Raw genomic sequence first — 12,760 nt, 5'->3', positions numbered from 1 at the left:
CGGCTCACTATTTTCGGGCATTAGCTACGGTGAGTCAGGATTGAGTCAACTAAGCCATACTCTACCGCTTCATTTGCTGCGAGGAAACGGTCACGCTCGGTGTCTCTCTCTATTTCTTCAAGAGATTTGCCCGTGTGTTGCGCCATAAGTTCGTTCATACGAGCTTTCACTTTCAGGATTTCGCGGGCATGGATTTCGATATCCGTAGCCTGGCCCTGATAACCGCCCAGCGGCTGGTGAATCATCACTCGTGAGTTCGGTAAGCAGAAGCGCTTACCCTTCGCCCCAGCGGTCAGCAGGAATGCACCCATAGAACAGGCTTGTCCCATACAGATGGTACTGACATCTGGTTTAATAAATTGCATCGTATCGTAGATAGACATACCAGCGGTAATCACACCACCTGGTGAGTTGATGTAGAGATAGATGTCTTTTTCTGGGTTTTCTGCTTCCAGGAACAGCATCTGCGCTACGATCAGGTTAGCCATATGGTCTTCGACCTGGCCCGTCATAAAGATGACACGTTCCTTAAGCAGACGGGAATAGATATCGTATGAACGCTCGCCACGCGATGTCTGTTCAACAACCATCGGCACCAGGGCCATATGGGGTGCAAATTGATCTCTTTCGCCACTGTATGACATTTCCGTCTCCTGGAATAATTAAGCCTTCGATACCTGCAGCACTGATTCTACTTGAGGTGCCAGAAGAAGACTACGCTCCTGCTTACACCTATTACCTTATTCGGACGGATTATCAGTCAGGGATCCATTTTCGAGCCATGCCCTTATTTATGGGGATAAGCTTGCCCTGTTTCAAGCATAACAACCTTTTCTTGTTACGCTAACCCTGAAACTGCGTTTTATTGATGGGTTTTCAGGGAGTCACTGATAAAAAAAGCCCGCCACCAGTAGGTGACGGGCTTGATGCAGCAATATTTTGGCGATGATGCCAAAAATTATGCTTACGCTTGCTGGTTCATCAGTTCGCTAAAGTTAGTGGCTTTCTCAGTCACTTTCGCTTTAGACAGAACAGCTTCAACAGCTTGTTCTTCCAGAGCAACATTACGCATGTTGTCCATCAGTTCTTTGTTTTTGCTGTAGAATTCTACAACTTCAGTCGGATCTTCGTAGGCAGAAGCCATTTCTTCGATCAGACCTTTAACGCGTTCTTCATCAGCTTTCAGCTCGTGGGTACGAATGACTTCGCCCAGCAGCAGGCCAACAACTACGCGACGTTTAGCTTGTTCTTCGAACAGTTCACGTGGCAGTTCCAGCGCTTGTTTTTCGTTGCCACCAAAACGCTGAGCAGCCTGGCGACGCAGAACGTCGATTTCGCTGTCGATCAGTGCAGCTGGAACATCGATGTTGTTCGCATTAACCAGACCGTCGATTGCTTGAGACTTGATGCGGTTACGCACAGCGCCTTTCAGCTCACGATCCATGTTTTTACGAACTTCGGTGCGCAGACCAGCTACAGAACCATCTTCAACGCCGAAACGCTTGATGAATTCTTCAGTAAATTCTGGCAGTTCACGCTCTTCTACTTTCTTCAGAACGATGTCGAACTTAGCCGCTTTACCTTTCAGGTTTTCAGCGTGGTAATCTTCCGGGAAGGTCACTTCGATAGTGAATTCTTCGCCAGCTTTGTGACCAACCAGACCGTCTTCAAAACCTGGGATCATACGACCCTGGCCCATTGCCAGCACGAAGTCAGACGCTTTGCCGCCTTCGAATACTTCGCCGTCTACAGAACCGGTGAAATCGATAGTTACGCGGTCTTCTGCAGTTGCAGCAGCGTCTGAATCTTTCCAGGTCGCCTGTTGCTTACGCAGGGTGTCCAGCATTGCATCAACGTCTTCGTCAGTCACTTCTACAACCGGTTTTTCAACTTCGATTGCTTCCAGACCCTGCAGCTCAACTTCTGGGTACACTTCAAACTCAACCGCGTAGGTGAAGTCTTCGCCCAGTTTGTATTCGCCTGGAACGTAGTTCGGTGCGCCAGCTGGATTGATTTTTTCTTTGATGATCGCTTCAACAAAGTTGCGGCTCATCAATTCGCCCAACACGTCCTGGCGAACAGAAGCGCCATAGCGTTGTGCGATAACAGTCATCGGCACTTTTCCTTTACGGAAACCGTCGATACGGGCTTTCTTTGCCACGTTGACCAGCTCGCTTTTTACAGCGGTTTCGATGCTGTCTGCAGCGATAGTAATCGTGAGACGGCGGCCAAGGCCCTGAGTGGTTTCAACTGAAACTTGCATCTTGTTACCTCAAAAAATCACAGTGCTCGGTCAACTCTGGAAGCGCTCATTTGCACTTCGCAGAACCGGGATGCCTTCTGTATCAGAATCACATTCCCTGTCGTCAGAATCGTCCCGAAGACATTCCGAAAAATAAGACGCAGCATTATAGCGGCATCACCAAGGTGAGTCGAGAACGGCAACACAGTGTTGCTGCGGCCCTTTTCACAGTTCTTTTGGATTTTTTGCCCAAACCCTGGAATAACGAGGGCTATTTCAGACAAAACAAAACGGCCCGCAGGCCGTTTTATAAAACACGATTCATATACCGCAACATAAAGGAAAAGTTCCCTCAGTTGCAAGTCTGAAGGTTAACTTCAGGCGATTGACCCTGCTCCACGGCAAGGTGGGGAGGCGAGAATAGTGTCATGCAACCCCTCCCATTCCTTTATGGTGTAGGTATGCAATGCCAGCGCATGCACCGTTGACGAGAGTTCTGCACTCAAAGTGCCATAAATCATACGATGACGATTTAAAAAACGCTCACCCACAAAACGATCGCTGACCAGAACCACTTTGAAATGACTCTCTGAACCTGCCGGGACATTGTGACGATAGCTTTCATCCGCGACTTCCAGGATCACGGGTTCAAACGCTGCCCTTAATTTTGATTCTATTTGCTCGCGCATCATCATGAACTTTCTCCTCGACTACGTAGAGATGCCACTCATCCCTTTAAATGTTAGCCGCTTTTAGCCGTTTTAATAACGGAATTACAACAATTATTTAGCTTTCGTCTGATTTTCTTAGCCAAGCCCCTGTAGATTAATGTGATTACGGCACTAATCGAGGGCAAAGTGGTCAGATAGCTTTGCAACCGCTCAGAAAAAGCGCAACGCGATGAAATTACGTGCGTTAACTACTTCCCCTGGGCAAACGCAGTGTTATGATGGCGTGATTTTTTATCTGCCTGCCCCTTGAGTACATTGAGATAGCGAACATGTTAAAAAAACTATTATTCCCGTTGGTCGCCGTATTTATGCTGGCCAGCTGTGCAACACCACCAACTACTATTGATGTTTCTCCAACCATTAGCTTGCCACAGCAAGACCCAAGCTTGATGGGTGTGACTGTCAGCATCAACGGTGCAGATCAACGTAAAGACCAGGCTCTGGCTAAAGTCACTCGTGATAACCAACTGGTTACATTGACTCCATCTCGTGACCTGCGCTTCTTGCTACAAGAAGTGCTGGAAAAACAGATGACTGCTCGTGGTTACATGGTTGGACCAAACAGTCCGGTTGATCTGCAAATCATCGTAAACCAGTTGTTTGCTGACGTGTCTCAGGGCAGCGTGCGCTACAACATCGCCACTAAAGCTGACATCGTGATCATTGCGACGGCGAAAAATGGCAACAAGATGACCAAAAACTACCGTTCTAGCTATAACGTAGAAGGGGCGTTCCAGGCCACCAACAAAAATATCGCCAACGCGGTGAACTCCGTATTGACTGATACCATTGCTGATATGGCTCAGGACACCAGCGTTCACGACTTTATTAAGCAGAACGCTCGTTAATCAATACCCCACCAGCCCGCATCATGCGGGCTGGCTGTAGAGCAAAGTATGCCCAATCATTATCTGCGTCTCTTCCAGCAACCTAAGTCAGCCATCCTTTTGATTTTAGGTTTTGCATCCGGTCTGCCACTCGCCCTCACCTCCGGCACGCTACAAGCATGGATGACGGTCGAAAACATCGATCTTAAAACCATTGGTTTCTTCTCGCTTGTCGGGCAAGCCTATGTATTTAAGTTTCTGTGGTCGCCGATTATGGACAGATATACGCCGCCGCTACTTGGACGGCGTCGTGGTTGGTTGCTGATCACCCAAATTCTGTTGCTGGTTGCTATTGCGGGCATGGGTTTCCTTGAACCCGGCTCGCAATTACGTTGGATGGCAGCATTGGCGGTTGTCATTGCTTTCTGCTCGGCCTCTCAAGATATCGTCTTTGATGCATGGAAAACGGATGTTCTTCCGGCTGAAGAACGCGGCACGGGTGCAGCAATCAGTGTGTTGGGTTATCGCCTGGCGATGCTGGTATCGGGTGGTTTAGCACTATGGCTTGCGGATAGATATCTTGGCTGGCAAGGCATGTACTGGTTGATGGCCGCATTGATGCTGCCCTGTATCATCGCGACATTGCTAGCCCCAGAGCCCACCGATGCAATTCCGGTCCCAAAAAGCCTTGAACAAGCCGTCGTCGCGCCGCTGCGTGATTTCTTTGGTCGCAACAATGCATGGCTAATCCTGCTGCTGATTGTTTTGTACAAACTTGGTGATGCATTCGCCATGAGTTTGACGACCACATTTTTGATTCGCGGCGTCGGTTTTGACGCAGGCGAAGTCGGCATGGTGAATAAAACGCTGGGACTGATTGCCACTATAATTGGCGCACTGTACGGCGGTATTTTGATGCAGCGCCTGTCGCTTTTCCGCGCATTGCTGATCTTTGGCATTTTGCAGGGTGTCTCTAATGCTGGTTACTGGCTTCTTTCGATTACTGATAAGAATATGTTCAGCATGGCAACCGCCGTTTTCTTTGAGAATCTTTGCGGTGGCATGGGCACGGCGGCATTTGTCGCGTTGCTTATGACGCTGTGTAATAAATCGTTTTCTGCGACTCAGTTTGCGCTGCTTTCGGCACTTTCGGCTGTAGGTCGAGTTTATGTCGGCCCGATTGCCGGTTGGTTTGTTGAAGCCCACGGCTGGCCGACGTTTTACTTGTTCTCAGTAGTTGCCGCTGTTCCTGGCATTTTGCTGCTGTTAGTGTGCAAAACAACGCTGGAATACACCCAGAATAACGATAGTTTTATCCCACGCAGTGAATTTTCATCCGCCTATCGCATTGCTCTACGGGCATTGATGCTGGGCTGTGCGCTTCTCGCCGTGTGGTTGGTGGTGTTGATTACCAATGCCATCGGCCTGACAAACTGGGCGTTCAACCTTCAGTTCCTTGAATGGGGTGCGCTTTTTGCTATTGGCGGGATTTTGTTTGGTGGGTTGCTCGATTACCTGGCTTTGCGAAAAACGGCACTGGTCTAAAAATCACCCAATAAATATTAATAATAAGTTTCGACGCGTGATTATATTGTTCAGTTAACACGCAGTTATTCGTTGGGTGAATTATTTCTCGAAAGCAAGACTCTTTTTTTACATTATTAGCAGGAAAATTATTTTCTTCGTACCTTTAACCGATTCAGCCAGCCGGTCAATTAATTTACAGCTCATCTCGTTTGTTAATTGATGCTATTTTGTTAAATTTATGTTTAGCCAAATGATTGGTTATACCAATTAACCTACACTATTTATAGCAACATAGGTTTTCGTTATAACCCAGCAAGGTGCGGGCTATCTCGATATTTTACAGTTTGTTGCATTCTATGTGACATTGTCGGCAGAACCCGGTAACACCACACTGACACTACGCCATTCATGTTTACAGTAATGTAACCTTCCCGTAAAATGCCTTCACACTTTAAACGACAATTAGAGCTCCCCGGAATTGAGGTCGTTAAATGAGACTCAGGAAATACAATAAAAGTTTGGGATGGATGGCATTAATTACAGGCACTTTTTTACTGAGTGGCTGTGATTCTGCACTTCTGGACCCCAAAGGACAAATTGGACTGGAACAACGTTCATTGATACTGACAGCAATCGGGCTGATGTTGATAGTAGTAATACCCGCTATCGCAATGGCTATCGGTTTTGCCTGGAAGTATCGTGCTTCAAACACAAACGCCAAATACAGCCCCAACTGGTCGCATTCGAACAAAGTTGAAGCTGTGGTCTGGACGATTCCTATCCTTATCGTCATCTTCCTCGCGGTACTAACCTGGAAAACCACGCACGCTCTTGAGCCAAGCAAACCGCTTGTTCACGATGCAAAGCCGGTGACCATCGAAGTTATCGCCATGGACTGGAAATGGTTCTTCATCTATCCAGAGCAAGGTATTGCTACGGTGAATGAAATCGCCTTCCCAGCCAATACCCCGGTGGAATTCAAAATCACTTCTAACTCAGTGATGAACTCCTTCTTTATTCCGCGCCTGGGCAGCCAAATCTACGCAATGGCAGGTATGCAGACCAAATTGCACTTGATTGCTGACGAATCAGGCACCTACGACGGTATTTCGTCTAACTACAGTGGTAAAGGTTTCTCTGGGATGAAGTTCAAGGCAATCGCCACCCCAGATATGGACACCTTTAACCAATGGGTTGCTAAAGCTAAACAATCTCCAGAAGTCATGAACGATATGGCAACTTACGAGAAACTGGCACAGCCTAGCGAATACAACAAAGTCGAATACTTCTCCGCTGTTAAGCCAGATTTGTTTAAAGACGTAATCAACAAATTCATGGGGCACGGGAAGAGCATGGACATGACCCAACCTGAAGGCGAGCACGCTGCGCACGAAGGTATGGAAGGCATGGACATGAGTCACGCGGAAACCTCTCACTAAGGGGCCGAGGAATAATACGATGTTCGGAAAACTTACACTGGATGCAATCCCATACCATGAGCCCATTGTCATGGTTACGGTGGCAGCAATTATCGTCGGGGGACTGGCGCTAGTTGCAGCTATCACTTACTTCGGTAAGTGGGAATATTTATGGAAAGAGTGGTTCACCTCGGTTGACCACAAACGCCTCGGCATAATGTACGTGATTGTCGCAATCGTCATGCTTCTGCGTGGCTTTGCTGATGCCATCATGATGCGTAGCCAGCAAGTTCTGGCTTCCGCCGGAGAAGCAGGCTTCCTGCCACCTCATCACTACGACCAGATCTTTACCGCCCACGGCGTAATCATGATCTTCTTCGTGGCGATGCCATTTGTTATCGGCTTGATGAACGTTGTCGTGCCGTTGCAGATTGGTGCGCGTGACGTTGCCTTCCCATTCCTGAACAACCTGAGCTTCTGGTTCACTGTTGTGGGTGTGGTGCTGGTTAACCTGTCTCTTGGGGTAGGTGAATTCGCGCAAACCGGTTGGGTGGCTTATCCGCCGCTATCGGGCATTGAATACAGTCCGGGGGTTGGCGTCGACTACTGGATATGGGCACTTCAGCTCTCGGGTATCGGTACGACATTAACGGGTATTAACTTCTTCGTTACTATCCTGAATATGCGTACGCCTGGCATGACAATGTTCAAAATGCCGGTGTTTACCTGGGCTTCGCTGTGTACCAACGTACTGATTATCGCGGCATTCCCAATCTTCACCGTGACCGTCGCACTGTTGACCCTTGACCGCTACCTTGGCACCCATTTCTTTACCAATGATATGGGTGGCAACATGATGATGTATATCAACCTCATCTGGGCATGGGGTCACCCGGAAGTTTATATCCTGGTGCTGCCGGTGTTTGGTGTGTTCTCAGAAGTGGTTGCGACATTCTCGAAAAAACGCCTGTTCGGTTACACCTCTCTGGTGTGGGCGACCATCGCGATTACGGTACTGTCGTTCATCGTTTGGCTGCACCACTTCTTCACCATGGGCAGCGGCGCGAACGTCAATGCGTTCTTCGGTATCGCCACTATGATTATCGCCATCCCAACAGGGGTGAAGATCTTCAACTGGCTGTTCACCATGTATCAGGGTCGTATCGTCTTCAACTCCGCGATGCTGTGGACCATTGGCTTCATCGTCACCTTCTCTATCGGTGGCATGACCGGTGTTCTGTTAGCGGTTCCGGGTGCTGACTTCGTACTGCACAACAGCCTGTTCCTGATTGCTCACTTCCATAACGTGATTATCGGTGGTGTGGTGTTCGGTTGCTTCGCTGGCCTGACTTACTGGTGGCCAAAAGCCTTCGGCTTCACGCTGAACGAAACCTGGGGCAAGCGTGCATTCTGGTTCTGGATCATCGGCTTCTTCGTCGCATTTATGCCGCTGTACGTGCTGGGCTTCATGGGTATGACCCGTCGCCTGAGCCAACAGATTGATCCGCAGTTCCACACTCTGCTGGTTGTTGCAGCTTGCGGTGCAGCGCTGATTGCTCTGGGCATCCTGTGCCAGCTGATTCAGTTCTACGTATCAATCCGTGACCGTGAGCAGAACCGTGATCTGACTGGTGACCCGTGGGGTGGCCGTACGCTGGAGTGGGCAACTTCTTCCCCTCCTCCGTTCTACAACTTTGCCCACCTGCCACACGTTCATGAACGTGATGCATTCTGGGAAATGAAAGAGAAAGGTGAAGCGTACAAACAGCCAACGCATTATGAAGAGATTCATATGCCACGTAACAGCGCTGCGGGCATCGTAATTGCTGCGTTCGCTACCGTGTTTGGTTTTGCGATGATCTGGCACATCTGGTGGCTGGCGATTGCTTCATTCGCAGGCATCATCATCACCTGGATTGCGAAAAGCTTCGACGAAGATGTGGATTACTACGTTCCGGTTGCGGAAGTCGAAAAACTGGAAAACCAGCACTTCGATGAAATTACCAAAGCAGGGCTGAAAAATGTCAACTGAAACTCTCACTCACGCTAACGCCCACGCCGCTGAGCATGGGCATCACGATGCAGGAACCAACAAGGTCTTTGGTTTCTGGATCTACCTGATGAGCGACTGCATTCTGTTCTGTTGCTTGTTTGCTACCTATGCCGTTCTGGTGAACGGCACTGCCGGCGGCCCGGCAGGGAAAGACATTTTCGAACTGCCATTTGTGCTGGTTGAAACTGCCCTGCTGTTGTTCAGCTCCATCACCTACGGCATGGCGATCATCTCCATGAACAAAGGCAACAAGAGCCAGGTTATCTCCTGGCTTGCGCTGACCTTCCTGTTTGGTGCGGGCTTCGTCGCGATGGAAATCTATGAATTCCATCACCTGATCAAAGAAGGTTTCGGTCCGGATCGTAGCGGCTTCCTGTCAGGCTTCTTTGCCCTGGTTGGTACGCACGGTCTGCACGTAACTTCGGGTCTGGTCTGGATGGCGTTGATGATGTTCCACGTTTACCGTCGCGGCTTGACCCCTGCTAACCGCACTCGCCTGATGTGCCTGAGCTTGTTCTGGCACTTCCTGGATGTGGTTTGGATCTGTGTATTCTCGGTTGTTTATCTGATGGGGGCGATGTAATGAGCCATTCAAATGAACACGCTGGCGCCCACCACGGTAGCGTTAAAACCTATATGACTGGTTTTATCCTGTCTATCATCCTGACGGCAATCCCGTTCTGGATGGTGATGACAGGTACAGCATCCCATGCCGTTATTCTTGGCGTGGTGCTGGTAAGTGCTGTGGTACAGATTTTGGTTCACCTGGTGTGCTTCCTGCACATGAACACCTCTTCTGAGGAGCGTTGGAACCTGGTGGCCTTTGCCTTTACTGCGCTGATAATAGCCATTCTGGTGGTCGGCTCTATCTGGATTATGTGGAACCTCAACCAGAACATGATGGTTCACTAAGAACGGCCTATACCCAAATCATTCGGGTTGCAGGAAGGCGGCAACCGAGTGAATCCCCGGGAGCTTAGTAAGCTAAGTGACCGGGGTGAAAGAGGGCAGCCAACACCCCTGCAATCTGAAGGATGACGGGTATATATGATTAAGCAATACCTGCAAGTAACAAAACCAGGAATTATTTTCGGCAATTTAATTTCTGTCATTGGCGGATTTTTACTGGCCTCAAAGGGCAGTATTGATTATTCCCTGTTTATCTCCACCCTGGTTGGGGTGTCGTTGGTCGTGGCGTCGGGTTGTGTTTATAACAACTTCATCGACCGCGATATTGACCGCAAGATGGAGAGAACCAAGAACAGGGTTTTGGTCAAAGGCTTGATTGCGCCGAAAACCTCGCTGGTATACGCCACCTTGTTGGGTATTGCTGGCTTCATGCTGCTGTGGTTTGGTGCTAATCCGCTGGCTATGTGGTTAGGTGTAATGGGCTTTGTGGTTTATGTCGGCGTTTATAGCCTGTACATGAAACGCAAATCCGTTTACGGCACGCTAATTGGCAGCCTGTCAGGTGCTGCACCGCCAGTTATTGGTTACTGCGCTGTAACCAATGAATTTGATGCCGGTGCTTTAATCCTGCTGGCTATCTTTAGCCTGTGGCAGATGCCGCACTCGTACGCGATTGCTATCTTCCGCTTTAAAGATTACCAGGCCGCCAACATTCCGGTGTTGCCGGTGGTTAAAGGGATTTCGGTCGCGAAAAACCACATCACGGTTTATATCATCGCTTTTGCTGTCGCAACGTTGATGCTGTCGCTGGGTGGTTATGCCGGATGGAAATATCTGGTTGTTGCCGCCGCCGTCAGTGTCTGGTGGTTGGGTATGGCATTACGTGGTTATAAAGTGGAAGACGATAAAGTCTGGGCGCGCAAATTGTTCGTCTTTTCAATCGTTGCTATTACCTCATTAAGCGTGATGATGTCGGTCGATTTCATGGTGCCAGATTCACAAAATCTTATGACTTACGTCTGGTAAGTCATGAACCTCATAAAAGGGCGCAATTGCGCCCTTTTTTATTAGTGCCATCAAGCATTCCACATTGTAATATTTATTAAACAACCAGCCATTTACCCTCCCCTGCCCACGCACTACACTAAGGCCTGCTTTTTATCTGAGGTGGTAATGAACGATTACAAAATGACGCCCGTCGAGTTACGAGCGACGTGGGGTTTAGGCACGGTATTTTCACTACGCATGCTCGGCATGTTTATGGTGCTACCGGTTCTTACTACTTACGGAATGGCGCTACAGGGTGCCAGTGAAGCGCTAATTGGTATTGCCATCGGCATCTATGGTCTTGCTCAAGCTGTCTTCCAGATTCCTTTTGGTCTGCTTTCCGACCGTATTGGCCGCAAACCGCTAATTATCGGTGGCTTGCTGATATTCGTGCTTGGTAGCGTAATAGCTGCGCTGTCTGACTCTATCTGGGGCGTTATTCTTGGCCGTGCATTACAAGGCTCAGGTGCAATTGCTGCGGCTGTAATGGCACTGCTTTCGGATTTAACCCGCGAACAGAATCGTACCAAAGCCATGGCTTTTATCGGCGTGAGCTTCGGCGTCACCTTTGCCATCGCCATGGTACTGGGCCCAATCATCACCCATAGCCTCGGCTTAAACGCACTGTTCTGGATGATTGCCGTATTGGCAAGTTGCGGCATTTTAATCACCCTGTGGGTGGTGCCAAACACCAAAAGCCATGTGTTGAACCGCGAGTCCGGCATGGTGAAAGGCTGCTTTAGCAAAGTGCTGGCCGAGCCGAAACTACTGAAGCTGAACTTCGGCATCATGTGCCTGCACATCATGTTGATGTCGACGTTTGTCGCGCTCCCAGGCCAACTCGAGCAGGCGGGTTTCCCGGCGTCTGAGCACTGGAAAGTTTACCTTTGCACTATGTTGATTGCTTTTGCTTCAGTGGTTCCATTTATCATTTATGCGGAAGTAAAACGCCGTATGAAACGCGTGTTTGTGGGCTGTGTTGCATTATTGCTAATCGCTGAAATTGTTCTGTGGGGTTCCGGCCCGCACTTCTGGGAACTGGTGTTGGGTGTCCAATTGTTCTTCCTCGCCTTTAACCTAATGGAGGCTATTTTACCGTCGCTTATCAGCAAGGAATCTCCGGCAGGTTACAAAGGAACGGCGATGGGGATTTACTCCACCAGCCAGTTTTTAGGCGTAGCCATTGGCGGTTCACTGGGCGGATGGATTGACGGGTTATTTGATTCGCAGACGGTATTCTTGATGGGCGCATTACTGGCAATGGTGTGGCTACTAGTCAGTAGCACTATGACTGAGCCACCGTATGTGGCAAGCCTGCGAATTGAACTTCCGGAAGATGTGACCGCAGACGAATCACTAAAACAGCGTTTGCTGGCTCAACATGGCGTGAGTGATGTGAATATTATCGCGCAGGAACGCAGCGCCTACGTGAAGATAGACAGCAAGCTAACGAATCGATTTGAGATTGAACAGTTGGTGAAAGGGGCATAAAGCCCCTTTAAAAATCAGTCGCGGAAGTTTTTAAACTGGAACGGTTGCCCCAAATCACCACCACGAACCAGCGCCATTGCGGCCTGTAAATCGTCGCGAGATTTGCCGGTTACACGCAGCTCTTCGCCCTGAATCTGCACCTGAACTTTGGTCTTGCTGTCTTTAATCAGCTTCACAATTTTCTTGGCGATAGTCGATTCAATGCCCTGCTTGAGCTTCGCTTCAACGCTCCAGGTTTTACCGCTGTGCACGAACTCTTCCGGCACATCAATTGAAGCTCCTTCGATACCGCGCTTAAGCAGCTTGGCACGAAGAATATCCAACAGTTGGTTGACCTGGAAGTCAGACTCGCTGGCAACTTTGATGGACTGATTTTTCTCATTCAGTTCAAATGTTGCCGGCACATTACGGAAGTCAAAACGAGTAGCAACCTCACGTTCCGCGTTTTCAATCGCGTTACGCACTTCCTGGATATCAATTTCAGACACAATGTCAAAAGATGGCATGCTTTCTTC

The 12,760-nt window shown here is 49.0% G+C and carries 12 protein-coding genes; 8 read left to right on the top strand and 4 right to left on the bottom strand.

Features of this window, described 5'->3' with window-relative positions; translation table 11 throughout:
* Positions 1–20 precede the first annotated feature (20 nt).
* The 3 genes from clpP to bolA all read right to left on the bottom strand — a co-directional run bounded on the left by clpP (position 21) and on the right by bolA (position 2,937).
* Positions 21–644, bottom strand: a complete 624-nt coding sequence (gene clpP / locus LVQ79_RS04995) for an ATP-dependent Clp endopeptidase proteolytic subunit ClpP (protein WP_064516635.1) — start codon at positions 642–644, stop codon at positions 21–23.
* Positions 645–964: 320 nt separating this feature from the next.
* Positions 965–2,263: a trigger factor gene (tig, locus tag LVQ79_RS04990; protein WP_232864112.1), complete on the bottom strand. Its 1,299-nt coding sequence runs from the start codon at positions 2,261–2,263 to the stop codon at positions 965–967.
* 356 nt (positions 2,264–2,619) lie between these two features.
* Positions 2,620–2,937: a transcriptional regulator BolA gene (bolA, locus tag LVQ79_RS04985; RefSeq protein WP_034457988.1), complete on the bottom strand. Its 318-nt coding sequence runs from the start codon at positions 2,935–2,937 to the stop codon at positions 2,620–2,622.
* A gap of 305 nt (positions 2,938–3,242) precedes the next feature.
* Between bolA and LVQ79_RS04980 the strand changes: the two genes are divergently transcribed.
* The 8 genes from LVQ79_RS04980 (at position 3,243) to LVQ79_RS04945 (ending at position 12,245) form a co-directional block, all read left to right on the top strand.
* On the top strand, positions 3,243–3,821 hold the full coding sequence (locus LVQ79_RS04980; RefSeq protein WP_034457986.1) for a lipoprotein: 579 nt from the start codon (positions 3,243–3,245) through the stop codon (positions 3,819–3,821).
* 48 nt (positions 3,822–3,869) lie between these two features.
* Complete coding sequence (gene ampG / locus LVQ79_RS04975; RefSeq protein ID WP_232864111.1) at positions 3,870–5,345, top strand: muropeptide MFS transporter AmpG; 1,476 nt, start codon at positions 3,870–3,872, stop codon at positions 5,343–5,345.
* Between the two features lie 473 nt (positions 5,346–5,818).
* Positions 5,819–6,766, top strand: a complete 948-nt coding sequence (gene cyoA, locus LVQ79_RS04970; RefSeq protein ID WP_232864110.1) for a cytochrome o ubiquinol oxidase subunit II — start codon at positions 5,819–5,821, stop codon at positions 6,764–6,766.
* Between the two features lie 19 nt (positions 6,767–6,785).
* Positions 6,786–8,777 (top strand): cytochrome o ubiquinol oxidase subunit I, encoded by a 1,992-nt coding sequence (cyoB, locus tag LVQ79_RS04965; protein ID WP_232864109.1) that lies wholly within the window; start codon positions 6,786–6,788, stop codon positions 8,775–8,777.
* Positions 8,767–9,381: a cytochrome o ubiquinol oxidase subunit III gene (locus LVQ79_RS04960; RefSeq protein WP_151994737.1), complete on the top strand. Its 615-nt coding sequence runs from the start codon at positions 8,767–8,769 to the stop codon at positions 9,379–9,381. The genes cyoB and LVQ79_RS04960 overlap by 11 nt, the downstream gene beginning before the upstream one ends.
* Positions 9,381–9,710: a cytochrome o ubiquinol oxidase subunit IV gene (locus tag LVQ79_RS04955; RefSeq protein ID WP_034457975.1), complete on the top strand. Its 330-nt coding sequence runs from the start codon at positions 9,381–9,383 to the stop codon at positions 9,708–9,710. Before LVQ79_RS04960 ends, LVQ79_RS04955 begins: the two co-directional genes overlap by 1 nt.
* Positions 9,711–9,845: 135 nt before the next feature.
* The gene (gene cyoE / locus LVQ79_RS04950) at positions 9,846–10,733 is read left to right on the top strand and encodes a heme o synthase (RefSeq protein WP_232864108.1); all 888 of its coding nucleotides are present in this window, start codon (positions 9,846–9,848) and stop codon (positions 10,731–10,733) included.
* Positions 10,734–10,880: 147 nt separating this feature from the next.
* Positions 10,881–12,245, top strand: coding sequence for an MFS transporter (locus tag LVQ79_RS04945; protein WP_232864107.1), 1,365 nt, complete (start codon positions 10,881–10,883; stop codon positions 12,243–12,245).
* A gap of 14 nt (positions 12,246–12,259) precedes the next feature.
* Here LVQ79_RS04945 and LVQ79_RS04940 read toward each other — a convergent pair whose 3' ends face one another.
* Positions 12,260–12,751 carry a YajQ family cyclic di-GMP-binding protein gene (locus tag LVQ79_RS04940; protein ID WP_064516617.1) on the bottom strand — a complete coding sequence of 164 codons (492 nt, stop codon included), beginning with the start codon at positions 12,749–12,751 and terminating at the stop codon, positions 12,260–12,262.
* Between the last annotated feature and the right edge of the window lie 9 nt (positions 12,752–12,760).

The organism is Buttiauxella cochleicola, from assembly GCF_021282405.1.
GTDB lineage: Bacteria > Pseudomonadota > Gammaproteobacteria > Enterobacterales > Enterobacteriaceae > Buttiauxella > Buttiauxella massiliensis.
The sequence above is the reverse complement of the archived record's forward strand: the minus strand, read 5'-3'. Positions and strand labels throughout refer to the sequence as shown.